The organism is Pseudomonas xanthosomatis (assembly GCF_019139835.1).
In the GTDB taxonomy this organism is placed as follows: Bacteria; Pseudomonadota; Gammaproteobacteria; order Pseudomonadales; family Pseudomonadaceae; genus Aquipseudomonas; species Aquipseudomonas fakonensis.
Map to the genome: position 1 here is coordinate 2142349 of NZ_CP077075.1, position 26054 is coordinate 2168402.

Consider the following 26054-nt stretch of genomic DNA (forward strand, 5'->3'; position numbering starts at 1 on the left):
TACCCGAACAAGGCCAGAAGTGGCTTGCCTCGGTCGCCTCCGCAGGAGCGGTTTGGCTGGTGAAATCACGTTAAGTTCAGTGGGTAAATTCGCTTGAATTTGCCTGTCGACTTGTGTTTGTGATTTTGCTCGAACCCCAACATCTAGTGGTTCGCCGCGATGGGGATACAAGATAATGCGGTATCGGGGGCTTTGCAAGGTGAGCGGCCTGTGGATAACTTGTGGGTACTTTGTGAGTCATCCGTGGGTATTCGCTGTAGGCCTTGTGCTGACTGGTTTGCGCGAAATTTCGCAGTATTACCGCCCCGTGGCAGATTTTCGCGGGGGCGAACCCTATCACAAAAAACGCTTCACTCAAGGCCCGGCCTGCAAGGTTGGCAGGGGTGGGGGCGGCACGTAGTATCCGTGGCTGATGTTGCTCTTTGGTGAAAGGTATTTATCGAAGGATCAGGCAGTTACGCAGCTTTTGCGGCCTCATCGCCGGCAACAGTGCAGCGCTGTCGCGCAGAGAACTGGTCTCGCAGATGCGCCACGGTCCCTGTGGGAAGCGGCCTTGCCGGGGCGCCGTCCGGTCGAGATGGGGCGCGAAGCGGCCCCAAAGTCTCGGCCTCATGCAAAATTGCCGGGGCTGCTGCGCAGCCCATCTCGACCGGACGGCGCCCCGGCAAGGCCGCTTCCCACTGGGACCGTGTTAAATCAATGAGTTGCAGTTTGTTATATGAGAGCCGGCTTGCCGGCGACAGGGCCCCCACAGGCCACCCAATAACAACAAAGGGGCCCAGCCCATGGACCAGCACCCGCCAGACAACCGCATCCTTATCGTCGAGGACGACCAGCGCCTCGCCGAGCTCACCGCCGAGTACCTGCAGGCCAACGGTTACGAGGTCAGCGTCGAGGGCGACGGCGCCCGTGCCGTGCGGCGCATCATCGACAGCCAGCCAGACCTGGTGGTCCTCGACCTGATGCTGCCCGGCGAAGACGGCCTGAGCATCTGCCGTCGGGTGCGCGGCCAGTACCCCGGCCCCATCCTGATGCTCACCGCCCGCAGCGACGAGCTCGACCAGGTGCAGGGCCTCGACCAGGGCGCCGACGACTACGTGTGCAAGCCGGTGCGCCCGCGCCTGCTGCTGGCGCGCATCCAGGCCCTGCTGCGGCGCAGCGAGCCGGCCGAACGCCGCCAGGCCCTTGAGTTCGGCCCGCTGAACATCGACAACCGCCTGCGCGAGGCACGCCTGGGCGGCCAGTTGATCGAGCTGACCGGCGCCGAATTCGACCTGCTCTGGCTGCTGGCCAGCAACGCCGGGCGGGTGCTGTCCCGCGAGCAGATCTTCACCGCGCTGCGCGGCGTCGGCTACGACGGCCAGGACCGCTCCATCGATGTGCGCATTTCCAAGATCCGCCCCAAAATCGGTGACGACCCGGTCAACCCGCGGCTGATCAAGACCCTGCGCAGCAAGGGCTACCTGTTCGTCGGCGAGGCGGCCCAGGCGCTGGCGCCATGAAGTCGATCTTCATACGCATCTATGGCGGCATGCTCGGCGTGCTGGTGCTGGTGGCCGTGCTTGGCGTGCTCAGCCTGCACCTGGTCAACGAGGTGCGCGCCGGCCAGCACCGCGAGCGCCTGGCCCAGGGCACCTTCAGCCTGATGGCCGACAACCTGGCGCAGCAGAACGAAGTGGAGCGCAAGCGCTCGCTGCTGATATGGGAGCGCCTGCTCGGCGTGCCGCTGGACGTGCAGCCGCTGTCGGCGTTCAGCCTGGACGGCGGCCAGCGCGCGCGGCTGTACCGCGACCTGGTGGTGGTGGAAAAAACCGGCCCCCACGCCGCCAGGGTGCTGCGCCGCATCGGCCGCGAGGATGCGTTGCTGGTGGCCGAGGTCAAGCAGATCAGCGAGCAGTTGGCCCGCGCCACCCTTTACCTGCTGGCCGACGAGCTGGTGCGCTACCCGGTGACCGAGCAGCAGGCGCGCCTGGCACAATTGAAGCAGAGCAAGGGCTTTGGTTTCGACATCGCCCTGCAGCGCATCGAGCGCGCGGCCCTGGACGACGACCAGCGGCGCCGGGTGGAGGAGGGCGATACGGTGATGGCGCTGGGCAAGGACGGCGACTCCATCCGTGTATTCGCAGGCCTGGCCGGCTCGCCCTGGGTGCTGGAGATCGGCCCGCTGTACCAGCTCAACCCGTACCCGCCGCAGTTGCTCATTCTTATTGCCTTTCTCGGCCTGTGCCTGATCGGCCTGGTGGTGTACCTGCTGGTGCGCCAGCTGGAGCGCCGCGTGTCGGGGCTGGAGGTGGCCGCCACGCGCATCGCCCAAGGCAGCCTCGACACCCGCGTGCCGGCAGGTAGCGCCGACTCGGTGGGGCGCCTGGCCGAAGCCTTCAACGGCATGGCCGAGCACCTGCAACGCTCGCTGACCATGCAGCGCGAACTGGTGCGCGCGGTGTCCCACGAGCTGCGCACGCCGGTGGCGCGGTTGCGCTTCGGTCTGGAGATGATCGAAAGCGCCAGCACCGAGCAGGCCCGGGCCAAGCACCTGGCCGGCATGGATGGCGATATCCAGGACCTCGACAAGCTGGTCGACGAAATGCTCACCTACGCCCGCCTGGAGCAAGGCGCCCCGGCGTTGCAGTTCCAGGCGGTGGACCTGGACGAGCTGCTGGCCCGGGTAATCACTGAGCTGGCGCCGCTACGGGCCGAAGTGAAGGTGCTGCGCGGCCAGTGCCATGGCCTGGACGGCGGCGCTGCCTGGGTCGAGGCCGAGCCGCGCTACCTGCACCGGGCGCTGCAGAACCTGGTGCGCAACGCCATGCGCCATGCCGAGTCCGAAGTGCGCCTGAGCTACCAGTTGGGCCAGCAGCGTTGCCGTATCGATGTGGAAGATGACGGGCCAGGCATTCCGGAAGGGGTGTGGGACCGCATCTTCACCCCCTTCACCCGCCTGGACGACAGCCGCACCCGCGCCTCGGGCGGGCACGGGCTGGGTTTGTCGATCGTGCGGCGGATCATCTACTGGCACGGCGGCCGCGCCCTGGTGGGGCGCAGCGAGCAGTTGGGCGGGGCCTGCTTCAGCCTGAACTGGCCGCGGGAGCAGCCGAGGGACTAAACGCTTATGAGGCTCAGCAGGTGGCCGTCCTGCACGCAGAACTGGCCATCCAGCTCCACGCCGTGGCGCCAGTCGGCGGACAGGTCGGTGAGCAGGCGCAGGCGGGCGTGGCCGTCAGTGGACCACTGCAAAACTTCTGCGTGTTCGAAATAGAAGCGCTGGCCGGTGATCGGGTACAGCGCCTTGAACAGGCTCTCCTTCAGCGAGAAGGTCAGGGTCACCGTCAAGGCCTGTTGACTACGGTCCAGCCGTTGCAGCTCGGCGGCGGTGAGGATCTCCCCGGCCAGGCGCTCGGCACGCTCGTCAGTCAATAGCGACTCCTGATCCAGCCCAAGCCCTGCCACTTGCGCGCCCACCACGGCCGCCGCCCAACCCTGGCCGTGGGTGATGGAGCCACGAATGCCGGCCGGCCACACCGGCGAGCGGTCCTCGTGGGTGGCCGGCACATAGTCACGGCCATCCAGCAGCCGCAGGGCCTCGCGGGCGCACACCCGGCCGGCCAGGTACTCGGCCTGGCGTTTGGCTACCGAGCGTTGCAGGCTGGCGGTTTGCTCGATGCCGGCGCGCTGGAAGTCGTCGGCACCAAGCCTGGCCGGGTCGAAGGCACAGCTCACCAGCACCGCACCGGGGACCGGGCGGGGCAGGGGCCAGTGGTGCTGGAGCGGGGCGCAGCAGGTGGGGAGTCTGTTCATGGCGGCTATTGTGCCAGCCGCCGGGGATGTGTTGCAGCCTGGATTTTGCAGGTTACGCGCAGCCCCTGTAGGAGATCACCGAGCCCTTTGGGTTGCGCTGTCGCACAGAGAACTGGGCAGGAGCCCACCGCGGCCCCTGTGGGAGCGGGCTTGCCCGCGAACACCGGCGAAGCCGGTGCCAGACACCGCGTCGCCTGCTTCGCGGGCAAGCCCGCTCCCACAGGTTCCTGCTAAATCAATGAGTTATGTGCAGTTCTATGAGAGCTGGCTTGCCTGCGATGGGCCGCAAAGCGGCCCCGGCAATGTTCAGTCAAACGCCTTCTTGAAAAACGCCTGCATATCCTTCCACGAGCTCTGGTCCGCCGCCTTGTCATAGCCGATATCCGGCCCGCCATGCTCGCCATGGCTCAAGCGGTCGGCATCCGGGTTGGTAAACCCATGCTTGGCCCCGGGAATACCGACGAACTGGTAATCCGCCTTGGCCGCATCCATCTCGGCCTTGAACGCCGCCACCTGCTGCGGGGTGACCATGCTGTCGGCCTCGCCATGCTCCACCAGAATCTTCGCCCGCACCGACCCTGGCGTGGCCGGGGTCTGGGTCACCAGCGCGCCATGGAAGCTCACCACGCCATCGAGTTTTTCGCCCCGGCGCGCGGCATCCAGCACCACCTTGCCGCCAAAGCAGTAACCCACCGCGCCCAACTGGTGCTTGTTGGTGTTCGGCTGCAGTTTCAACAGCTCCAGCCCCGCATCGAAGCGCCGGGCTGCTGCGGCCGGGTCTTTCATCGCAGCGGCCATGAACGCCTGGGCGTCCTGCGGGTGTTCGGTGTGCTTGCCGTCGCCATACATGTCTATGGCCAGGGCGTTGTAGCCCAGTGCGGCGAGGTCGCGGGCACGGCGCTTGGCGTAGTCGTTCAGCCCCCACCATTCATGCACCACCACGATGCCGGGGCGTTTGCCCTCGATGGCGTCGTCGTAGGCGTAATAGCCGATCAGCGCGGTGCCGTCGGCATCCTGGTAACGGATCTCGCGGGTCTGCACCGCCGCCTGGGCAAGGGCGGTACAGCACAACAGGGCCAGGGCAAGCAGGGAACGCATGGTCAAACTCCTTTTACGACGGTGGCCGCTTCGTTCAGGTGCGGTTCAGGCGGGGTTCAGCGGCGGTTCAGGGCGCCCTCCCTACTCTAGCCCGCAGACACACACAGCGCATCCCAACCGGAGTTACAACCATGAAAACATTCAACACCCTGCTTGCCGCCATGGCTGTCTGCGCCGCCGGCATCGCCACCACCGCCCAGGCCGACGACACCTTCGCCAGCCTCACCTACGGCCAGACCAGCGACAAGGTTCGCAAGTCCGGCCTCATGCAACGCAGCACCGACAACCTGAACACCGACGGCGTCATCGCCAAGGACGGTACCTGGGGCGTGCGCGTCGGCCAGATGAACGACCAGGGCCGCTACTACCTCACCTACGACAACGTCTCGGGCGATCACAGCGGCCTCAAGCTGCGCCAGGAAAACCTGCTCGGCAGCTATGACCTGTTCCTGCCGGTAGGCGACACCACCAAACTGTTCGGCGGCGCCAGCCTGGGCGTGACCAAGCTCAGCCAGGAGTCCTCCGGCTACAGCCGCGACACCGATACCGGTTACGCCTACGGCCTGCAGGCCGGTGTGCTGCAACAACTCACCGATAACGCCTCGGTGGAGCTGGGCTACCGTTACCTGCGCAGCAACGCCAGCGTCGAACTGTCGCCACACGGCGCCAGCAAGATCGGCGCGATGCGCCTGGACAGCAGCGCCCAGACTTACCTGGCGGCCAACTACAAGTTCTGATCAGTTAAGCTGCGTTTGCCCGGATGCTATCGCGGGGCAAGCCCGCTCCCACGCAGGTTGCAGCGTGGGAGCGGGCTTGCCCCGCGATAGCATCCCCAAAGGCACCCCAATAAGGAGATCCACATGAAATTGCTGGTGGTCGAGGACGAAGCGCTGCTGCGCCATCACCTGTTCACCCGCCTGGGCGAAGCCGGGCACGTGGTGCAGGCGGTGGCCAATGGCGAAGAAGCCCTGTACCAGGCCGAGCAGTACAACCACGACCTGGCCGTGATCGACCTGGGCCTGCCGGGCATGAGCGGGCTCGACCTGATCCGCCAGTTGCGCAGCCTCGGCCAGACCTTCCCCATTCTGATCCTCACCGCCCGTGGCAACTGGCAGGACAAGGTCGAAGGCCTGGCCGCCGGCGCCGACGACTATGTGGTCAAGCCGTTCCAGTTCGAAGAGCTGGAAGCGCGCCTGAACGCGTTGCTGCGCCGCTCCAGCGGCTTCACCCAGTCGACCATCGCTGCCGGCCCCCTGGTGCTGGACCTCAACCGCAAGCAGGCCACCCTCGGCGAGCAACCGCTGGCGCTGACCGCCTACGAATACCGCATCCTCGAATACCTCATGCGCCATCACCAGCAGGTGGTGGCCAAGGACCGCCTGATGGAGCAGCTGTACCCCGACGACGACGAGCGCGACCCCAACGTCATCGAAGTGCTGGTCGGCCGCCTGCGGCGCAAGCTCGAGGGTGATACCGGCTTCAAGCCCATCGACACGGTGCGTGGCCTGGGCTACCTGTTCACCGAGCGCTGCCGGTGATCCGTTCGCTGCGTGTGCGCCTGATGCTGGCGGCGGCGCTGCTGGCGCTGCTGTTCATGCTGGCGCTGCTGCCTGCGTTGCAAAAAGCCTTCAGCCTGGCGTTGCAGGAGTCGATCGAGCAGCGCCTGGCCTCGGACGTGACCACCCTGATCTCTGCCGCGCGTATCGAGCACGGCCGCCTGCAGATGCCGGCGCTGCTGCCGGACGAGCGCTTCAACCTGCCCTACACTGGCCTGCTCGGCTACATTTTCGACCGCCAGGGCACCCTGGTGTGGCAGTCGCGCGCCACCCGCAACCGGCATATCAACTACCGCCCGCGCTACGACGGGCGCGGCAACGAATTCGCCCGCATCCAGCAGGAGGACGGCGAGGAATTCTTCGTCTACGACGTCGAGGTCAAGTTGCTCGGCGGCAAAAGCGCAGCGTTCAGCATTGTTGCCCTGCAGCCGGTGCGCGAGTACCAGCACACCCTCGATGGCCTGCGCGAAAAACTCTACTTAGGCTTTGGCGCCGCCTTGCTGGCGTTGATGGTGCTGCTGTGGGCCGGGCTGACCTGGGGCCTGCGCTCGCTGCGCCGGCTGAGTGTCGAACTGGACCAGGTAGAGGCCGGCGCCCGCGATGGGCTTAGCCGCGAACACCCGCGCGAGTTGCTGCGCCTGACCGGCTCGCTGAACCGCCTGCTGCGCAGCGAGCGCGAGCAGCGCCAGCGCTACCGCGACTCGCTGGACGATTTGGCGCACAGCCTGAAGACTCCGCTTGCAGTGTTGCAGGGGGTGGGCGAGAGCATGCAGCAGGGCCGCCAGGAGCCCGGGCAGGGGCGGGTGCTGCAAAGCCAGGTCGAGCGCATGAGCCAGCAAATCGACTACCAACTGCAACGCGCCAGCCTGCGCAAGAGCGGCCTGGTGCGCCACCAGGTGCCGCTGGCGCCGCTACTGGACAGCCTGTGCAGCACCCTGGCCAAGGTCTACCGCGACAAGCGCGTGCAGGTCAGCCTGGACATCCCGGCCCAGGCGCGGGTGCCGATGGAGCAGGGCGCCTTGCTCGAGTTGCTCGGCAACCTGCTGGAAAACGCCTACCGCCTGTGCCTGGGCCAGGTGCGGGTTACCCTTGACGAGGCGCCGGGGCAACTGGTGCTGTGTATCGAGGACGACGGCCCGGGCGTGCCGCCCGACCAGCGCGAACGCATCCTCGAACGCGGCGAGCGGCTGGACAGCCAGCACCCGGGGCAGGGTATTGGCCTGGCGGTGGTCAAGGACATCATCGACAGCTACGACGCCGAGCTGAGCCTGGGGGATTCTGACCTGGGCGGGGCGGCGTTCAGGATCATCTTCCGCCTGGAGTGACGGGGGCTGGCATCCGTGGGAGCGGGTCCGCTTCGGCTATTACCCTGGGCGGATTCCCGCCACACCCCCTGTACGAATCCCGCCACCGGGCGGAATTCCGCCAGCGCAAACCCCGCCACTCGCCCCGTCCAGGGGCAAAAACATCCCGCAAACATTGGCTCTGCACCTCGAGTGGGCATTTTGGCATCGCCCTTGCTATTCACTTGGCAGAGACCGGGCAGACGCTTGCCAGGCTGCTCGAACACAACGACAAATCCCTCCAGGTGCAGGAGGGTTCGCGATTCAGGTGCCCCGACATCCTGGGAAGGATGCGCCGGCACACTTGAGGAAACTTAGCCATGACGACTCGTCAGCCGCTGTACAAATCGCTGTATGTCCAGGTGATCGTCGCGATCACCATCGGTATCCTGCTCGGCCACTACTACCCGGAAACCGGCGTTGCCCTCAAACCGCTGGGTGACGGCTTCGTCAAACTGATCAAGATGGTCATCGCCCCGATCATCTTCTGTACCGTGGTCAGCGGCATCGCTGGCATGCAGAGCATGAAGTCGGTCGGCAAGACCGGCGGTTACGCGCTGCTGTACTTCGAGATCGTCTCCACCATCGCCCTGATCATCGGCCTGGTCGTGGTCAACGTGGTTCAGCCGGGCGCCGGCATGCACGTCGACGTCAGCACCCTGAACGCCAGCAGCGTGGCCGCCTACGCCGCCGCCGGCGCGCAGCAGACCACCGTCGGCTTCCTGCTCAACATCATCCCCAACACTGTGGTCGGTGCCTTCGCCAACGGCGACATCCTGCAAGTGCTGATGTTCTCGGTGATCTTCGGCTTCGCCCTGCACCGCCTGGGCAGCTACGGCAAGCCAGTGCTGGACCTGATCGACCGCTTCGCCCATGTCATGTTCAACATCATCAACATGATCATGAAGCTGGCCCCGGTCGGCGCCTTCGGTGCCATGGCCTTCACCATCGGCCAGTACGGCGTGGGTTCGCTGGTGCAGCTGGGCTACCTTATGGCCTGCTTCTACATCACCTGCCTGCTGTTCATCCTGATCGTGCTCGGTGGTATCTGCCGCGCCCACGGCTTCAGTGTCCTCAAGCTGATCCGCTACATCCGTGAAGAACTGCTGATCGTGCTGGGTACCTCGTCCTCCGAGTCGGCCCTGCCACGCATGCTGGCCAAGATGGAGCGCCTGGGCGCGAAGAAATCCGTGGTTGGCCTGGTGATCCCGACCGGCTACTCGTTCAACCTCGACGGCACCTCGATCTACCTGACCATGGCTGCGGTGTTCATCGCCCAGGCCACCGACACCACCATGGACATCACCCACCAGATCACCCTGCTGCTGGTGCTGCTGGTGGCCTCCAAAGGTGCTGCCGGCGTTACCGGTTCGGGCTTCATCGTGCTGGCTGCCACCCTGTCCGCCGTCGGCCACCTGCCGGTTGCCGGCCTGGCGCTGATTCTGGGTATCGACCGCTTCATGTCCGAAGCCCGCGCCCTGACCAACCTGATCGGCAACGCCGTCGCCACCGTGGTCGTGGCCAAGTGGGTCAAGGAGCTGGACACCGACACCCTGCAAGCCGAGCTGGCTTCCGGCGGTTCGCCGCTGGTCGACACCCGCCCGGCCGACGACCTGGGTGTGGCCGAAGGCCCGGCGCGCTGATAGCACCGCTGTAACGCAATAAAAAGGGGCCGCCTTGCGGCCCGTCGCCGACACGCTGGCGATGGGCTACAAGGCGGCCCTTTCGTTTGTCGGCTGTTCGCCGGGTTCATACTTTTGACGTCAATTTAGTGGTAAATTGCCACCACTAATTTACTTGCCTGGGTTTTATGGACCGGCCAGGCGTTGATTACACGGAAGTTCACGGTCTATTCAGGAATGTAGTGCAATGCCTAGCCCCACCTCTTACTCCTGGGCCCGCAGCGTTTCGCTGTCGGGAAATACCCTCATAGACAGCCTGCTGGCGGGAAGCGCCTGGGATACATCCTCGTATTTCACCGGCGGTACAACCCCCCTTACATACAGCTTCGTCTCCGACTACAAGTTGCTCACGGCCTACCGCAATTCCGGTGGTGGCGAGAACACAGCGCCCTACTGGCTGACTGCCGCGCAGAAAACCGCTGTTACCGGCGCGCTCGCGGCCTGGGCGGCGGTGGCCGACATCAAGTTCACCCTGGTGAACGAGACGAGCACCAACGTAGGCGACCTGCGCTTTGCAGGTTACCTCTACATGGACGATAACGCTGCAGCCTGGGCCTACTATCCGGCGAACAACCCCATCGCGGGTGATGTGTGGATCGGGCCGCATACCAACGAAGCCAAGCCAGTGGCCGGCTCGTACGACTACATGACCTTCATGCATGAAATAGGTCATGCCCTGGGCCTGAAGCACCCGTTCGAAGCCAGCGGCAGCAGCACCGCAGTGCTGCCGGCCGAGCTGGACGACGTGCGCTACACCCTGATGAGCTACAACAACACCTACTACAACGCCAGCCACACCGCGTACGCCGAGCCAAGCACGCCGATGCTGCTGGACATCCTGGTGATGCAGCGCCTGTACGGCGCCAACATGAAGTGGCACGCCGGCAACGACACCTACAGCTTCAAGCCCGACCAGATCGTGTTCCAGACCCTGTGGGACGCCGGCGGCATCGACACCCTCGATGCCAGCAACCAGAAGGCCGGCGTGCTGCTCAACCTCAACGAGGGCGCCTTCAGCAACATCGGGGCGTTGTTCTACGATGTGGCCCGTGACGCCTACATCAACGACGGCCTGGCCATCGCCTACGGCGCCAAAATCGAGAACGCCACCGGCTCGGCCTTCAACGACACCCTGATCGGCAACGACCTGGACAACGTGCTCGACGGCCGTGCCGGCGCCGACATCATGAAAGGTGGCCTGGGCAACGACACCTACATCGTCGACAACGCAGCCGATCAGGTAATCGAGCTGGCCAACGAGGGCACCGACACGGTGAAGGCCTCGGTCAGCTACGTGCTGGGCGACAACCTGGAAAACCTCGAGCTCACCGGCCGCGCCGCCATCAACGGCAGCGGCAACGCGCTGAGCAACCGCATCACCGGCAATGCCGGCAACAACGTGCTCGACGGCGGCGCCGGCGCCGACACCCTGATTGGCGGTGCTGGTAACGACACCTACATCGTCGACGACCTGGGCGACGTGGTCATCGAAGGTGCCAACGCCGGCATCGACACCGTGCGTGCTTCGGTCAGCTACGTGCTGGGCGCCAACCTGGAAAACCTCGAGCTCACCGGCAGCGCCAACCTGAACGGCACCGGCAACGCCCTGGCCAACGTGCTCACCGGCAACGCCGGCAACAACATTCTCGATGGCGGCCTGGGCGCCGACCGCATGCTGGGCGGGCAGGGCGACGACACCTACTACGTCGACAACATCCGCGACGTGGTGGTGGAACTGGCCGACGAAGGCCGCGATCTGGTGCGCAGCACCATCACCTACGTGCTCACCGCTAACGTCGAAGATGGCGAGCTGCTGGGCAAGGCCAACCTCAACCTCACCGGCAATGCCCTGGACAACGTGCTCACCGGCAACGACGGCAACAACATCCTCAAGGGCGAGGGCGGGGCAGACACCCTGATCGGCGGGCTGGGCAACGACACCTACTACGTCGACAGCAGCGATGACGTGATTATCGAAACCAGCACCCTGGCCAGCGAAATCGACAACGTGTTCGCCTCGGTCAGCTGGACCCTGGGCGACAACCTCGAAAACCTCACCCTGCTCGGTGCGGCCAACCTCGATGCCATCGGCAATGCGCTGAACAACCGCCTCACCGGCAACACCGGCGACAACCTGCTCGATGGTGGTGCTGGCGCCGACATCATGGCTGGCGGGCGCGGCAACGACACCTACATCGTCGACAACCTGGGCGACCAGGTGATCGAAGCCGCCAACGCCGGTATCGACACCGTGCAGGCCTCGCTGGACTGGACCCTGAGCGCCAACGTGGAAAACCTGGTGCTCACCGGTAGTGCCATCCGCGGCACCGGCAACGCCCTGGCCAACGTGCTGATCGGCAACAGCGGCGATAACCAGCTGTTCGGCGGAGCCGGCAACGACCGCCTCGAAGGTGGCGAAGGCAACGACCTGCTCGACGGCGGCGTGGGCATCGACACCATGATCGGTGGCCTGGGCGATGACATCTACTACGTCGACAACCTGCGCGACGTGGTGACCGAGCTGGCCGATGAAGGTCGCGACCTGGTGCGCGCCTCCATCAGCTATGTGCTGGCCGACAACATCGAGGACGGCGAACTGCTCGGCAAGGCTGCCCTGAACCTCACCGGCAACGCCCTTAACAACGTGCTCACCGGCAACGACGGCGCCAACGTGCTGCGCGGCGGCGGCGGGGCGGACACCCTGATCGGCGGGCTGGGCAACGACACCTACTACGTCGACAGCATCGATGACGTGATCATCGAGACCGGCACCTCGCCCAAGGAAATCGACAACGTGTTCTCCTCGGTTGACTGGACCCTGGGCGACAACCTCGAAAACCTCACCCTGACCGGCACCGACAACCTGAACGGCACCGGCAATGCGCTGAACAACCGCATCACCGGCAACGATGGCGATAACGTGCTGGACGGCGGCGAAGGCATCGACACCCTGATCGGCGGCAAGGGCAACGACACCTACGTGGTCGACAACCTGCGCGATGTGGTCATCGAAGGGGCCAACGCCGGCATCGACACCGTGCGTGCCTCGGTCAACTGGACCTTGGGTGCCAACTTCGAGAACCTGACCCTCACCGGGCTGGACAACCTCAACGGCACCGGCAACGCGCTGAACAACGTGATCATCGGCAACGCCGGCAACAACACCCTCAATGGTGGTGCCGGCAACGATGTGCTCGATGGTGGCGCCGGCGATGACGTGCTGATCGGCGGCCTGGGCACCGACACCCTGACCGGTGGGGCAGGCGCCGACCGCTTCGTGTTCAACCTGCTGAGCGAAATTGGCCTGGGCGAGAAGGGCGACGTCATCACCGACTTCAACGGCGCTGAAGGCGACCGCATCGACCTGACCAAGATCGACGCCAACGTGCTGCTCAAGGGCGTCAACGCCTTCACCTTCATCGGCTCGGGCGACTTCACCGGTGCCGGCCAGCTGCGCTTTGCCGACGAGGTCCTGTCGGGCAACATCGACAACAAGCTGGGAGCCGACGGCAAGTTCACCGCCGACTTCGAGATTCACCTGGTCGGCGTCACCAGCTTCAGCGCCGACCACCTGGTGAGCGTCGCCTGACGGGCTGGCGCGGGTGGCTCACTCCACCCGCGTCTGCCCGCTGTACACCAGCGTGGCCCGGCAGCGCCGGCACAGGTAGCGCCGCCCCTTGGCCACCAAGGTGTGGCGCTGGGCGCTGAACGGGAAGTTTTGTTCCGGGCAACGGCAGGTATAGATGTAGCGGGTAACGCTGCGCCGCTGCACTTCATAGTTATGGCAGCGGTTGGGCGGCAGCTCGTACACCCCGCGCATGATCAACTGCCACTCCTCACCATGGGCCTGGATACGGTCGCCGAACAGCTGGTGAGCCACCAGGTGCGCCACCTCGTGGGCCACGGTCTGGCGCAGGAAGTCGTCCTGGTTTTCCCGGTACAGCTGCAGGTTGAAGCGCAGTAGGTTCTCGTGCAGGTGGGCGACGCCGGCCTTTTGGCCGCGCAGCTTGAAGCTTACTTCCGGGCGCGGGAAGGGGCGTTTGAAGAAGGTTTCGGCTTGTTGGTAACAGGTTTCGACGCGTTGCTTGAGCAGCTCGGGCATGGCGGGGTGGGTCTCCTGGCCGGCCATTATGCCGCAACCTGTTCAGGCCTGCCGAGCCATCGGTCAGCGATCGGGGGCCGCGTTGCAGCCCTTCGCGTGCCTGCGTATTACCTGTAGGAGATCACCCAGCCCTTTGGGCTGCGCTGTCGCGCAGAGAACTGGGCACGACCCGCCGCGGCCCCTGTGGGAGCGGGCTTGCCCGCGAACACCGGCGAAGCCGGTGCCAGACACCGCGTCGCCTGCTTCGCGGGCAAGCCCGCTCCCACAGGTCCCCGCTAAATCAATGAGTTATGTGCAGTTCTATGAGAGCCGGCTTGCCGGCGATGAGGCCCGCACAGGGAATACAAAAGCATCGCGGGGCAAGCCTGCTCCCACGCAGGCATGGACTGCCCCCAAGAAGTTGGACAAAAAATCCAACCCTTGGGGGACCTATGAGCAAATACACAGAGCAGTTCAAGCTCACAGCCATCTCAGCGTACCTGGATGGCAATAATGGCTTCCGCAAGGTGGCCCAGCTTTTCGGTGTCGACTACAGCTTGCTACGCCGGTGGGTTTCAAGCCATCAGAGCAAGTTCAGCCTTTCTCCGCGCTCTAACGGGCAGCGCTATGACGACGACTTCAAGCGGCAGGTGCTGAGCTTTATGCACGAGCATCGTCTTTCCATGCGTCAAACCGCAGCGCATTTTGGCCTCGCCCAATCGTCGCAGATAGGCAATTGGCAGCGGCAGTACTACAGTGGTGGCCTTGTAGCTCCTGTAGACCGCCAGAAAAAGCCGATCAAAGTGCCGAAGAAGATCAAACCAGCAAAACCCACAGATACCGACGACTCGCAAAAGCCCCGAGACCAGCTGTTGGCGGAGCTCGAATACCTGCGGATGGAGAATGCTGTCTTAAAGGAGCTCAAGGCTTTGCGGGAGGAAAAGGAACGAATACCAGGCAAAAAGTCCTGATCGCTTCCAAGCTCAAGCCTAGGTTCCCTTTGCCTGATCTGCTGCGGCTGATCGGGCTGGCTCGCAGCACCTTTTACTATCAGGTGCAGAGCCAGCAGAAGCCGGACAAGCATGCCGAGCTAAAAGAGAAGATTCAGCAGGTCTATCACAAAGAGAAAGGGCGCTACGGCTATCGACGCGTTGCACTCGTGATCAGGAAAGGTGGGGTGCTGGTCAACAAGAAGGTCATCGAGAAGCTGATGGTTACCCTGGGTCTGAAATCACTGGTGCGGCCCAAAAAATATAAGTCGTACCGAGGTACTGTTGGCAAGATAGCGACGAATCTGCTGGAGCGAAATTTCGTCGCCCAGCGTCCTAACCAGAAATGGGTGAGTGACGTAACCGAGTTCAAGGTGGCTCAACAGAAGCTCTACCTTTCGCCAGTGATGGATTTGTACAACGGGGAAATCATCGCCTACGAGACGGCTACTCGCCCTCAGTACAGCCTGGTTGGAAACATGCTCGACAAGGCGCTCAAGACCTTGGGAGAGAAGCCCAGGCTAGTGCTCCACACCGACCAGGGGTGGCAGTACCAGCAGGCTCAGTATCGCCACACGCTCCGCAGTCGCGGCGTGAAACAGAGCATGTCTCGCAAAGGCAATTGCCTGGACAATGCAGCTATGGAAAGCTTCTTCGGCACGCTCAAGTCAGAGTTTTTCTACCTCAAGCGTTTCGAGAGTATTGATGAATTGAAAGCGGGCTTGGATGAGTACATTCACTACTACAACCATGACCGCATCAAGCTACGGCTTAATGGCCTGAGCCCTGTCGATTACAGGACCCAGGCGGCAGCTTAAAACTGTCCAACTTTTGGGGGGCAGTCCAGCATGTGGGAGCAACTGTCTTGTGCTGCCTGAGCCGGCCTCATCGCCGGCAAGCCGGCTCCTACAGGTACAGCGCAGGCCTGAAGCAAACGCCTTAACTGTGGGAGCGGGCTTGCCCCGCGATGTTTTCACATCAGGTCAATTGGTATAGACAGGCCCTACACCCAAGCCCCAGATGATCACCGTGGCCGCCATGATCGCCACCAGCACCACCAACCCCACCGCCAGCACCGAGCTTGAGAACAAAAAGCCCTCATCCGACGGGATGTTCATGAAGGTCGGCAGCCCCACATACAGCAGGTACACCGTGTAGCAGATCGCCGCCGTGCCCAGCAGCATGCCCAGCCACAGGTGCGGGTACAGCGCCGCCAGCCCGCCGAGGAACAGCGGCGTGGCGGTGTAGGTGGCAAAGGCGATGCACTGGGCCATGCTCGGGTTGGCATCGTAGGTGCGCGCCATCCAGTGAATGAACGCGCCCATCACCGCCACCCCGGCGAGCATCGCCAGGTAGGACATCACGCTCATCCACAGCGCGCTTTCCATGGTCAGCATCACCGCTGGCCGGTCGCCGATCACCCAGCCCACCTGGGTGGTGCCGATAAACGCCGATACGGCAGGGATCGCCGCCAGGATCAGCGTGTGCGTCAGGTACATGTGGCTGATGCTTTCCTCTTCGCCACGAATCTCCCGCCATTCCTGGTCGGGATGGGTAAACAGCCCCACAACGTGATGGATCATGCCGGTCACTCCTATCGATCGTTGTTGCCTGACACCCCCCATGCGGAGCGCCAACGGCCCGAGGCCAGGGCACCCCTGCAAACGGGAATGTGGCCTTATGACGCAGTATAGGAAGCCGTACCCGGCACAAATCGCGCTTTTTAGAGCAAATTGCGCTGTCAGGCGGCGGGTTGATTCCCACCCAGTATTTGTCGGAATGCCTACAGCGCGCCGCAGTTTGTGCGTAAAATAGCCGCCTTTTTGTCACACCTCGCGGATTCCAAGCGCTATGGGCACCCTCTCGGTCAACCAGAACAAACTGCAAAAACGCCTGCGTCGTCTCGCCGGCGAAGCCATCACCGACTACAACATGATCGAAGATGGCGACAAGGTCATGGTCTGCCTGTCCGGCGGCAAGGACAGCTACACCATGCTCGACGTTCTGTTGCACCTGCAGAAGGTGGCGCCGATCCGGTTCGAGATCGTCGCGGTGAACATGGACCAGAAGCAGCCGGGCTTCCCCGAGCACGTGCTGCCGGCCTACCTCAAGGAACTCGGCATCGAGTACCACATCGTCGAGAAAGACACCTACTCGGTGGTCAAGGAGCTGATCCCCGAGGGCAAGACCACCTGCTCGCTGTGCTCGCGCCTGCGCCGCGGCACCCTGTACACCTTCGCCGACGAAATCGGCGCGACCAAGATGGCCCTGGGGCACCACCGCGACGACATCGTCGAGACCTTCTTCCTCAACATGTTCTTCAACGGCGCGCTCAAGGGCATGCCGCCCAAGCTGCGCGCCGACGACGGCCGCAACGTGGTGATCCGCCCGCTGGCCTACTGCAGCGAAAAGGATATCCAGGCCTACTCGGACATGCGCGAGTTCCCGATCATCCCGTGCAACCTGTGCGGCTCGCAGGAGAACCTGCAGCGCCAGGTGGTCAAGGACATGCTGGTGGAGTGGGAGCGCAAGCACCCGGGCCGTACCGAGAGCATCTTCCGCGCCATGCAGAACGTCGCCCCGTCGCAACTGGCCGACCGCAACCTGTTCGACTTCACCAGCCTGAAAATCGACGAAAGTGCCACCCCGCGTTTTCTCGACGTGCTGAACATCTGACCCATGCGCGACTATCAGTGGTTGCATGAGTACTGCCTTAACCGCTTCGGCTCGGCCCAGGCGCTTGAGGCGTTCCTGCCGCAGCCGCGCACGGCTGCGCAGCTGCGCGCCATCAGCGATGACCGCTACCTGTCGACCCTGGCCCTGCGGGTGTTCCGCGCCGGGCTCAAGCACAGCCTGGTGGACGCCAAGTGGCAGGCCTTCGAGCAGGTGTTCTTCGGTTTCGACCCGGAAAAGGTGGTGCTGATGGGCGCCGAGCACCTAGAGCGCTTGATGCAGGACGAGCGCATCATCCGCCACCTGGGCAAGCTCAAGAGCGTGCCGCGCAATGCGCAGATGGTGCTGGACGTGGCGAAAGAGCAGGGCAGCTTCGGCGCGTTCATCGCCGACTGGCCCGAGACCGATATCGTCGGTTTGTGGAAGTACCTGGCCAAGCACGGCAACCAGTTGGGCGGGCTGTCGGCGCCGCGCTTCTTGCGCATGGTCGGCAAGGATACCTTCATCCCCACTGACGACATGTCCGCTGCGCTGATTGCACAGAAGATCATCGACAAGCCGCCCACCAGCCAGCGCGACCTGGCCCTGGTGCAGCAGGCGTTCAACCAGTGGCACGCCGAAAGCGGCCGGCCGCTGTGCCAGTTGTCGGTGATGCTGGCGCATACCGTCAATCACTGAGCTTGCTGCCGGCACATCCCCCTGTAGGAGCGGCCTTGTGTCGCGATGGGCTGCGCAGCAGCCCCGGCAATTTTGCATGAGTCCGAGATCTTGGGGCCGCTGCGCGCCCCATCGCGGCACAAGGCCGCTCCTACCGGGATATCACCAGCCGCTTATTCGCCGGCCAGGCGCCGCTCCAGCTGGAACTTCCAGCGCACATACAGCAAGCCGCTGACGAACAACCCCAGGCTCACCAGCACCTCCACCCAGCCAAACACCGCCCGCGCCGGGTCGAACGCGGCCAGCACGCCCTTGATGAAGTAGATGTTCACCACGAAGCAGGTCCAGGCATGCGCCCGGGCGCTGCCCAGCAGCATACCCGGCAGCAGCAACAGCAGTGGCACCAGCTCGACCGCGAGAATCACCTCGACCCGCGCCCCGTGCAGGTTGGCGAACCACAGGTTGTTGACCACCAGCAAGGCGATCAACCCGAAGAAGCAAGCCAGGCTCAGGGCGCGGGTGGTGCGTACCCGTGGCGCCAGCCAGTCGAGCGGCGGCAGTACCTTGGGCTTCTTAGCCACGCTGGCCACCCAGGGCCTTGGCGGTATTCGCCAGGCGTTGGCCAAGGGCGCGGCACAGGGTGATTTCGTGTTGGTCCAGCTCGCGCTTGCCATCGGCACCGGCGTGGTGGCTGGCGCCATACGGGGTGCCGCCGCCAGTGGTTTCGAGCAGCGCCGATTCGCTGTAGGGCAGGCCGGTGACCAGCATGCCGTGGTGCATCAGCGGCAGCAGCATCGACAGCAGGGTGGTTTCCTGGCCGCCGTGCAGGCTGGCGGTGGAGGTGAACACGGCGGCAGGCTTGCCCACCAGCTCGCCACCCAGCCACAGGCTGCTGGTACCGTCGAGGAAGTACTTCAGCGGTGCGGCCATGTTGCCGAAGCGGGTCGGGCTGCCCATGGCCAGGCCTGCGCAGTGGCGCAGGTCGTCGAGGGTGGCGTACAGCGCGCCGCTGGCCGGAATGTCCGGGGCCACCGCTTCGCACTCGGTAGAGATTGCCGGCACGGTGCGCAGGCGCGCTTCCAGCCCGGCCATTTCGATGCCGCGGGCGATGTGCCGGGCCATCTCGCTGGTGGAGCCGTGGCGGCTGTAGTACAGCACCAGGATGTAGGGCTCGCTCACGGCAGGATCTCCAGCACTTTTTCCGGTGGGCGGCCGACCACGGCCTTGTCACCGGCCACCAGAATGGGCCGTTCGATCAGTTTCGGGTGCTGCACCATCGCCTCGATCAGCTGGGCGTCGGTCAGCGCCGGGTCGGCCAGGTTCAGCGCCTTGTATTCGTCTTCGCCGCTGCGCAGCAGCTGGCGTGCGCCGATGCCCAGCTTGCCGAGCAGTTGCTCGAGCGTTGCGGCGTTCGGCGGGGTTTCCAGGTAGCGCACCACGTTGGGGGTGAGGCCACGTGCTTCGAGCAGCTCCAGGGCGCCGCGGGATTTGGAGCAGCGCGGGTTATGATACAGGGTCAGTTCGGTCATGGCGGGTCGCATCCAGCTGGGTGTGGCGGCTATTCTAACCGCAGCGACCGACTTCAATGTTTGAAAAACTTCGAGAAGGATTGACCCATGGCAAGGCGTTTGGCAGCTGCACTGGCCATCACCGCGGGGCTGCTGCTCGGCGGCTGCGGTGCGGACTACGGCGTGGACCAGCACGGCAACGCGGTTAAGGCCGAGCAGATCGACGGGCACTGGCTGGTGCTCAATTACTGGGCCGAATGGTGTGGCCCGTGCCGCACGGAAATCCCCGAGCTCAATGCGGCGGCCAAGCAGTGGCAGGCGCAAGGTATCAAGGTGGTGGGGGTGAACTACGACGGCCTGCAAGGTGCAGACTTGAAAGCTGCTGTCGACACCTTGGGCATCGATTTCACCGTACTCGCCCAGGACCCGTCCGAGCGCTACAAGCTGCCACGCAGCGAAGCGCTGCCAGTGACCTACATCATCGATGACAAGGGCAAGGTGCGTGAGCAACTGATGGGCGAGCAGACCCTTGAAGGGCTGCAGGCGAAAATCAAGGCGCTCAAGGGCGGCGCCTGATAGTAGGCCCGTTCCTGCAGGTACAGCGCAGGCCCGAAGCTTATACGATCCATGTGGGAAGCGGCCTTGTGTCGCGATGGGCTGCGTAGCAGCCCCGGCGATTTTGCATGTGGTCGAGATCTAGGGGCTGCTACGCAGCCCATCGCGACACAAGGCCGCTTCCCACAGGCACAGCGCTTGCTTCTAGATCATCAGCAAGCCAGTTGCTCCCACAGGGAATGCAACGACCTCTCGGCCTCAGCCTTCCTCAGGCCAGAAGCGCAGCGGCTTGCCTTCGGCCGGCCAGAAGCGGATTTGCTCCACTGGCGACACATCCCAGCGCTGCACGGTCTCCAGCGCCTGCAAGAAGCGTTTTTCCTGCTCCATCAGCGCTGGTGCACACAGCTTGCGGGTTTTGCCGACCTTGCCGAAGCTCAGTTGCTCACCGTCCAGCGTGTACGGGGCAAACCAGTGGTTGCAGCCGGCATTGCCGTAGGCGCGGCCGTCGTTGGCCAAGGTCAGGGTCAGGTGGCTGTAGTCGATCAGCGGGCGTTCACCGATCCACTCCAGCACATAGCTTTGCTCCTGCTGCAGCGGCGAAGGCTGCGAGGCGCAGCCGGCCAGGGTGCAGACGACCAGCGCGGCAGTCAGTTGCTGTTTCACTCAACCACGCTCCTGGCATTTCGGGCACAGGTGCGCAGCGCCCTGGCTGGCCCAACCCAGCTCGGCGATGCGCGCCGTGGCGGCCGGGGCGTGGCCCTTTTTGCCCAGCTTCGCATCGGCGGCGAACTCGAAGTTCAGCACTTCGTCACAGCCGTCGCACTTGACCTGCCACTCGAGGATTTCCAGTTCGTTGAATACCGGGCCTTGGGCCACGGCAACCCACTGGCCGCGCGGGTTGATCAGGTGGCGCACGGTGTCCACGGTCAGGCGCATCGACAGGCTCTTGCTGCCCTTGAGCGAGACCAGCAGGGCGTCGCCCTTCTGGATCGAGCCGCCATTGCCGGTCACCTGGTAACGGCCCGGCACCAGCGCGCGGCATTCGATCAGGGTGTGTTGCGGGTTGAAAAGGGTGTAGCGGAAATCGTGCTCGACCATGGGTCCTCCAGAAATGCCGCGTATCCTAGCATCAACTTGTGACCAGGTTCTGCGCATTGCCTGCCGCCCAGCGGGTGATGTTGCACAGGGTGGTGGCGGCGATCGCATCCAGCGCCTCGCGGGTGAGAAACGCCTGGTGGGCGGTGATGATCACGTTGGGGAAGGTCAACAGGCGCGCCAGCACATCGTCCTGCAACGGCTGGTCGGAGCGGTCCTCGAAGAACAGCTGGGCTTCTTCCTCGTACACATCCAGCCCCAGGTAGCCTAGCTGGCCGCTTTTCAGTGCATCGATCAGTGCCGGGGTGTCCACCAGCGCGCCGCGGCCGGTGTTGATCAGCATGGCGCCGGGCTGCAACTGGGCCAGGCTGCTGGCGTTGATCAGGTGCCGGGTGTGCTCGGTCAGCGGGCAATGCAGGCTGATGATGCGCGCCTGGCGCAGCAGTTCGGGCAGCTCCAGGTAGCGTGCGCCCAGGGCGAGCAGCTCGGGGTTGGGGTAGGGGTCGTAGGCCAGCAACTGGCAGCCGAAACCGGCCATGATGCGGGCAAACGCAGCGCCGATCTGACCGGTGCCGACCACCCCGACGGTCTTGCCGTGCAGGTCGAAGCCGGTCAGCCCGTGCAGGGTGAAATCGCCCTCGCGGGTACGGTTGTAGGCGCGGTGCAGACGCCGGTTCAGGGCCAGAATCAGCGCCACGGCATGTTCGGCGACGGCGTGGGGCGAGTAGGCCGGCACCCGCACCACGCTCAGCCCCAGGCTCTGTGCAGCGGCCAGGTCGACATGGTTGTAGCCGGCCGAGCGCAGGGCGATCAGGCGCGTGCCGCCTTCGGCCAGGCGTTGCAGCACCTGGGCGTCGAGCTCGTCGTTGATGAACGCGCAAACCACCTCAAAGCCCTGGGCCAGGGCGGCGGTGTCCTGGGTCAGGCGCGCGGGTTGGTAGTGCAGGTCGAAATCAAGGCCTGTGGCGGCGCGCTCGAAGCTTTCCTGGTCGTAGTGCTGGCTGCTGAACAAGAGTGTGCGCATGGGGGCATTCCTTGGAGAGCAAGGTTGCTCGGTATCTGAAGGCATGAGCGGTCTTTGTAGGAGCGGCCTTGCCGGGGCGCCGGACCGGTCGGAAAGGGCTGCGCAGCAGCCCCGACAATTTTGCATGATGCCTAGGTCTTGGGGCCGCTACGCGCCCCATCGCGACACAAGGCCGCTCCTACAGGTGATGTGTATGCCGCCAGCCTGCTCAAGCGCTCAAGCGCGCCTGTTCGGCCAGCCGGGTGATCGCCCGGTCCAGTTCGTCCAGCGCCTGCAGCGCCTGGGGGTTGTCCTGCTTTAGCAATGTCTCGCTGCGCTGGCAGGCGGCGCGCAGTTGCGGCACACCGCAGTAGCGCGAAGCGCCGTTGAGGCGGTGCACCCGCTCGATCATCGCCTCGCGGTCCTCGGCCTCGCGGGCCAGGCGGATCGCCTCGCGGTCGTCGTCAAGCGAGGCCAGCAGCATGGCCAGCATGTCTGCGGCCAGGTCCGGCTTGCCGGCGGCCAGGCGCAGGCCCTCTTCGGGGTCGAGCACCTTCAGCTCGCTGTCGGGTTGGCGCTCGGCGCTGCGCTCCTGCGAGGGCGCGCCCAGGCTCAGGCCGGTCCACTTCATCACCACCTGCGCCAGCTGGCGCTCGCTGATCGGCTTGGTCAGGTAGTCGTCCATGCCGCTGTGCAGCAGGGCACGTTTTTCGTTGGCCATGGCGTGGGCGGTCAGGGCCACGATCGGCAGCGCCGGGGCACTGTGGCTGTTTTCCCACTGGCGGATCTGCTCGGTGCAGGCGCGTCCGTCCATGCCGGGCATCTGCACATCCATCAGCACCAGGTCGAACGGCTCGTCCTGTACGGCCTGCACCGCTGCGTAGCCGCTGTCCACAGCCAGCACCTCGGCGCCCATGTCCTCCAGCAGCGTCTGTACCAGCAGCAGGTTGGCCGGGTTGTCGTCGACGCACAGCACCTTGGGCGCCCGCTGGCCGTTGCCGGCGCGCGGCTCGGCCAGCGGGCGGCGCGGCTGCACCAGCTCCAGCAGCAGCCGGCGCAGCTTGCGCGAGCAGGTGGGCTTGGCCAGCAACTGGCCGTGGGCATTGGGCAGGAACGGGCTGTACAGCGGCTGTTCGGTGGTGGGGCACAGCACCACGCACTGGCAGCCCAGGCGCTCCAGCTGCTGGTGGTACTGGCCCAGTTGCTCGGGCGAAAGGCTACCCAGGTGGGTGCCCAGCACGGCGAAATCGAACGGCTGCCCGGCCTGGCTGGCGGCGTTCACCGCCTGCAGCAATTGTTCGCAGGAGGAGAACAGGCTCACCGTCAGGCCGCAGTCTTCCAGCTGGTGCTCAAGCGCCTGGCGCGCCAGGTCATGGCCATCGACTATGGCTACCCGGCGGCCAAGCAGGGCTTGCAGCGGTTGCTCTTCGGCGTCGTCGTGGGCCCGCGGCAGGTTGAGGCTGATCCAGAACTGCGAACCTTCACCCGGGGTGCTGTCGACGCCGATCTCGCCGCCCATCTGCTCGATCAGGCGCTTGGAAATCACCAGCCCCAGGCCGGTACCGCCGGGCTGGCGCGACAGCGAGTTGTCAGCCTGGCTGAAGGCCTGGAACAGCGTGCGTACATCCTGCGGCGACAGGCCGATGCCGGTGTCCTGCACGCTGATGCGCAGTTGCGCGCTGTCTTCCTGCTCGTCCTCGAGCATGGCACGCACCACGATGGTGCCCTCGCGGGTGAACTTGATGGCGTTGCTCACCAGGTTGGTGAGGATCTGCTTGAGCCGCAACGGGTCGCCCACCAGCGACAGCGGGGTGTCGCGGTAGACCAGGCTGAGCAGCTCCAGCTGCTTGGCGTGTGCGGCGGGGGCGAGGATGGTCAGGGTGTCCTGGATCAGGTCGCGCAGGTTGAACGGAATGCTGTCGAGCACCAGCTTGCCGGCCTCGATCTTGGAGAAGTCGAGGATCTCGTTGATGATCCCCAGCAGGTTGTCGGCGGACTTTTCGATGGTGCCCAGGTAATCCAGCTGGCGCGGGGTCAGCTCGCTTTTTTGCAACAGGTGGGTGAAGCCGAGGATGCCGTTGAGCGGGGTGCGGATCTCGTGGCTCATGTTGGCGAGGAATTCGGACTTGATGCGGCTGGCCTCCAGGGCCTCCTTGCGCGCCATGTCCAGCTCGATGTTCTGGATCTCGATGGTTTCAAGGTTCTGGCGCACGTCCTCGGTGGCCTGATCGATGCTGTGCTGCAGCTCTTCGTGGGCGTTGTGCAGGGTTTCGGCCATACGGTTGATGCCGGCGGCCAGTTCGTCCAGTTCGTGGCTGCCCATGGCCGGCAGGCGCTCTTCGAGGTGGCCGTCCTTGAGCTGGTTGACCGCGTGCTTGATGTGGTTGATCGGGTCGTTGATGGTGCGGCTCATGCGCAGCGCCAGCAGCGCGGTGAGGGCCAGGCCGACGAAAATCAGCAGCAGGCTGGTGAACAGGTTGCGGTAACCGCGCAGCAGGGTGCCGTCGTGGGACAGCTCGATCTCCACCCAGCCCAGCAGGCGCTCGGCCTCGGCCGGCACCGCGTCGGTGGCCAGGTCGCGGTGGTGGCCGAACACCGGCATCAGGTAGCGGGTGGCGTCGTTGCCGGTGCGTTGCAGCAGTTGCGTGCCGGTGCCGCCACTGGGCGGCTGGTTGAGCATGCTGGGGCCGGCGTGGGCCAGGCGCGTGCGGTCGGCGGCAAGAAACGCCACGGCGCGTACGTCGGACTGCTCCAGCGCTTGCGCGGCGATACGCTCCAGCTGCGCCGGTGCCTGGCGCGCCATGGCCGGGGCGGCCAGCGGGGCCAGTTGCTCGGCGATCATCTTGCCGCGTTGCAACAGCTGCGTGCGCAGCTCGTTCTGTTGCAGCCAGGTGAAATAGCTGCCCAGCACCAGGGCCATCAGGCTGGCGGGCAGCAGGGCCAGCAACAGCACGCGGCTGCGAATTCCCAAACGGTCTAGCACACCTGTCTCCTGTCATGTGCTCAAGGGCGCGCGTTGCGCGTTGGCGAACGTTACTCCAATGCGGGTATTTGTGTCTGTTTTTTACCGCCAGAGATAAACCCAGTAGCAGGCGCGATTCCCGTAGGAGCGGGCTTGCCCCGCGAACACGGGCGAAGCTCGTGCCATATCACGCAGCACATGCTGTGTGTCACGCCTGTTCCCACACCAATCAATCCAACCATGGTCTGTCCTTCTATTGGTGCGCGTCGGTCGCCCCCGGTTGCCTGCAACCCCCGCTTACCCAATAATCGCGTAACTGAGAATTGATGACAGTTGCCAATGCATCCCGAAGCCATTCATACCTCCAGCATCCTCGCCATCGAAGACGACCCCGTGCTCGGTGCCTACCTGCACGACGAGCTGCAACGCGGCGGTTTCAACGTTACCTGGTGCCGTAACGGCCTTGAAGGGCTGGAGGTTGCCGGCCAGCAGGTGTTCGACCTGGTGCTGATGGACATCCTGCTGCCTGGCCTCAATGGCCTGGAAGCGCTGGCCAGCCTGCGCCGGCACAGCGCCACGCCGGTGATCCTGATGTCGGCGCTGGGCGCCGAGGCTGACCGCATCACTGGCTTTGAGCGTGGCGCCGACGACTACCTGCCCAAGCCGTTCAGCTTTGCCGAACTGCGCGTGCGCATCGAGGCGATTCTGCGCCGGGTGGCGTTCGAGCGCCGGGCCAAGGCACCCACGGAGCTGCCTGCCGGTGCACTGCGCTTTGACGAGCAACTTAGCGACGTGTGCCTGGCCGATGCCTGGGCCGGCCTGACCCCCAGCGAGTACCGCCTGCTCGACACCTTGTGCCGCAGCCAGGACGAGGTGCTGAGCAAGCCGTTCTTGTACCGCCAGGTGCTGCAACGCGCCTATTCGCGGCATGACCGCAGCCTGGACATGCACGTCAGCCAGATCCGCCGCAAGCTCAAGGCCGTCGGCTATCACGAGCGCCAGGTGCGCACCGTGTGGGGCAAGGGCTACGTGTTCAGCGCCGGCGAGGCGGACTGAC

General features: G+C 64.6%; 23 protein-coding genes. 12 read left to right on the forward strand and 11 right to left on the reverse strand.

All coding sequences use genetic code 11. The features are described from left to right. Positions 1–785: 785 nt before the first annotated feature. Both KSS93_RS09575 and KSS93_RS09580 read left to right on the forward strand, forming a co-directional pair. Positions 786–1502, forward strand: coding sequence for a response regulator (locus tag KSS93_RS09575; protein ID WP_217888071.1), 717 nt, complete (start codon positions 786–788; stop codon positions 1500–1502). Further along, positions 1499–3103, forward strand: a complete 1605-nt coding sequence (locus tag KSS93_RS09580) for an ATP-binding protein (protein ID WP_217888072.1) — start codon at positions 1499–1501, stop codon at positions 3101–3103. The genes KSS93_RS09575 and KSS93_RS09580 overlap by 4 nt, the downstream gene beginning before the upstream one ends. On the opposite strand, the gene KSS93_RS09585 is transcribed toward KSS93_RS09580, so the two are convergent. Together KSS93_RS09585 and KSS93_RS09590 are read right to left on the reverse strand one after the other, a co-directional pair. Continuing rightward, the gene (locus tag KSS93_RS09585; protein WP_217888073.1) at positions 3100–3795 is read right to left on the reverse strand and encodes a 4'-phosphopantetheinyl transferase family protein; all 696 of its coding nucleotides are present in this window, start codon (positions 3793–3795) and stop codon (positions 3100–3102) included. The genes KSS93_RS09580 and KSS93_RS09585 overlap by 4 nt on opposite strands. Before the next feature lie 306 nt (positions 3796–4101). After that, positions 4102–4893 (reverse strand): dienelactone hydrolase family protein, encoded by a 792-nt coding sequence (locus KSS93_RS09590; protein WP_217888074.1) that lies wholly within the window; start codon positions 4891–4893, stop codon positions 4102–4104. Between the two features lie 131 nt (positions 4894–5024). On the opposite strand from KSS93_RS09590, the gene KSS93_RS09595 reads away from it, so the two are divergent. The 5 genes from KSS93_RS09595 to KSS93_RS26725 all read left to right on the forward strand — a co-directional run bounded on the left by KSS93_RS09595 (position 5025) and on the right by KSS93_RS26725 (position 13063). Beyond that, positions 5025–5630 (forward strand): outer membrane protein, encoded by a 606-nt coding sequence (locus KSS93_RS09595; RefSeq protein WP_217888075.1) that lies wholly within the window; start codon positions 5025–5027, stop codon positions 5628–5630. Positions 5631–5753: 123 nt separating this feature from the next. Further along, the gene (locus tag KSS93_RS09600) at positions 5754–6431 is read left to right on the forward strand and encodes a response regulator transcription factor (RefSeq protein WP_217888076.1); all 678 of its coding nucleotides are present in this window, start codon (positions 5754–5756) and stop codon (positions 6429–6431) included. Beyond that, entirely contained in the window at positions 6428–7774 is a 1347-nt protein-coding gene (locus KSS93_RS09605; RefSeq protein ID WP_217888077.1) for an ATP-binding protein, read from the forward strand. The genes KSS93_RS09600 and KSS93_RS09605 overlap by 4 nt, the downstream gene beginning before the upstream one ends. Before the next feature lie 338 nt (positions 7775–8112). After that, positions 8113–9435, forward strand: a complete 1323-nt coding sequence (locus tag KSS93_RS09610) for a dicarboxylate/amino acid:cation symporter (protein ID WP_217888078.1) — start codon at positions 8113–8115, stop codon at positions 9433–9435. A 226-nt stretch (positions 9436–9661) separates the two neighbouring features. Beyond that, on the forward strand, positions 9662–13063 hold the full coding sequence (locus KSS93_RS26725; RefSeq protein WP_217888079.1) for a M10 family metallopeptidase: 3402 nt from the start codon (positions 9662–9664) through the stop codon (positions 13061–13063). A gap of 18 nt (positions 13064–13081) precedes the next feature. Here the strand turns inward: KSS93_RS26725 and KSS93_RS09620 are convergent, their stop codons facing one another. Then, positions 13082–13576: a SprT family zinc-dependent metalloprotease gene (locus KSS93_RS09620; RefSeq protein ID WP_217888703.1), complete on the reverse strand. Its 495-nt coding sequence runs from the start codon at positions 13574–13576 to the stop codon at positions 13082–13084. A gap of 431 nt (positions 13577–14007) precedes the next feature. On the opposite strand from KSS93_RS09620, the gene KSS93_RS09625 reads away from it, so the two are divergent. Beyond that, a protein-coding gene (locus tag KSS93_RS09625) for an IS3 family transposase (RefSeq protein WP_217885837.1) occupies positions 14008–15362 on the forward strand; the annotation gives its coding sequence in 2 pieces (ribosomal slippage) (positions 14008–14478 and positions 14481–15362; 1353 coding nt in all). A gap of 165 nt (positions 15363–15527) precedes the next feature. Here the strand turns inward: KSS93_RS09625 and KSS93_RS09630 are convergent. After that, positions 15528–16127, reverse strand: coding sequence for a Yip1 family protein (locus tag KSS93_RS09630; protein ID WP_217842176.1), 600 nt, complete (start codon positions 16125–16127; stop codon positions 15528–15530). A 268-nt stretch (positions 16128–16395) separates the two neighbouring features. Here KSS93_RS09630 and ttcA point away from each other — a divergent pair, with 268 nt between their 5' ends. Together ttcA and KSS93_RS09640 are read left to right on the forward strand one after the other, a co-directional pair. Next, the gene (gene ttcA / locus KSS93_RS09635) at positions 16396–17220 is read left to right on the forward strand and encodes a tRNA 2-thiocytidine(32) synthetase TtcA (RefSeq protein ID WP_217888080.1); all 825 of its coding nucleotides are present in this window, start codon (positions 16396–16398) and stop codon (positions 17218–17220) included. A 3-nt stretch (positions 17221–17223) separates the two neighbouring features. Then, the gene (locus tag KSS93_RS09640; RefSeq protein ID WP_217888081.1) at positions 17224–17895 is read left to right on the forward strand and encodes a DNA-3-methyladenine glycosylase I; all 672 of its coding nucleotides are present in this window, start codon (positions 17224–17226) and stop codon (positions 17893–17895) included. Between the two features lie 152 nt (positions 17896–18047). Here KSS93_RS09640 and KSS93_RS09645 read toward each other — a convergent pair whose 3' ends face one another. Genes KSS93_RS09645 through arsC form a run of 3 tightly spaced genes read right to left on the reverse strand, consistent with a single transcriptional unit; the run spans position 18048 to position 19403 of the window. Continuing rightward, positions 18048–18455, reverse strand: a complete 408-nt coding sequence (locus KSS93_RS09645; RefSeq protein WP_217888082.1) for a DUF2069 domain-containing protein — start codon at positions 18453–18455, stop codon at positions 18048–18050. Beyond that, on the reverse strand, positions 18448–19053 hold the full coding sequence (gene wrbA, locus KSS93_RS09650) for an NAD(P)H:quinone oxidoreductase (protein ID WP_217888083.1): 606 nt from the start codon (positions 19051–19053) through the stop codon (positions 18448–18450). Before wrbA ends, KSS93_RS09645 begins: the two co-directional genes overlap by 8 nt. Beyond that, a complete protein-coding gene (gene arsC / locus KSS93_RS09655) occupies positions 19050–19403 on the reverse strand; it encodes an arsenate reductase (glutaredoxin) (protein ID WP_217888084.1) in 354 nt (117 codons plus the stop codon). Before arsC ends, wrbA begins: the two co-directional genes overlap by 4 nt. An 87-nt stretch (positions 19404–19490) precedes the next feature. Between arsC and KSS93_RS09660 the strand changes: the two genes are divergently transcribed. Beyond that, complete coding sequence (locus tag KSS93_RS09660) at positions 19491–19958, forward strand: TlpA disulfide reductase family protein (RefSeq protein ID WP_217888085.1); 468 nt, start codon at positions 19491–19493, stop codon at positions 19956–19958. A 237-nt stretch (positions 19959–20195) separates the two neighbouring features. Here the strand turns inward: KSS93_RS09660 and KSS93_RS09665 are convergent, their stop codons facing one another. The 4 genes from KSS93_RS09665 to KSS93_RS09680 form a co-directional block, all read right to left on the reverse strand. After that, positions 20196–20600 carry an META domain-containing protein gene (locus KSS93_RS09665; protein ID WP_217888086.1) on the reverse strand — a complete coding sequence of 135 codons (405 nt, stop codon included), beginning with the start codon at positions 20598–20600 and terminating at the stop codon, positions 20196–20198. Beyond that, positions 20601–21035, reverse strand: coding sequence for a hypothetical protein (locus KSS93_RS09670; protein WP_217888087.1), 435 nt, complete (start codon positions 21033–21035; stop codon positions 20601–20603). A 31-nt stretch (positions 21036–21066) separates the two neighbouring features. Continuing rightward, positions 21067–22056: a 2-hydroxyacid dehydrogenase gene (locus tag KSS93_RS09675; protein WP_217888088.1), complete on the reverse strand. Its 990-nt coding sequence runs from the start codon at positions 22054–22056 to the stop codon at positions 21067–21069. A gap of 208 nt (positions 22057–22264) precedes the next feature. Beyond that, positions 22265–25018 carry a response regulator gene (locus tag KSS93_RS09680; RefSeq protein WP_217888089.1) on the reverse strand — a complete coding sequence of 918 codons (2754 nt, stop codon included), beginning with the start codon at positions 25016–25018 and terminating at the stop codon, positions 22265–22267. Positions 25019–25336: 318 nt separating this feature from the next. Here KSS93_RS09680 and KSS93_RS09685 point away from each other — a divergent pair, with 318 nt between their 5' ends. Beyond that, the gene (locus KSS93_RS09685; protein WP_217888090.1) at positions 25337–26053 is read left to right on the forward strand and encodes a response regulator transcription factor; all 717 of its coding nucleotides are present in this window, start codon (positions 25337–25339) and stop codon (positions 26051–26053) included. Position 26054: the final 1 nt, after the last annotated feature.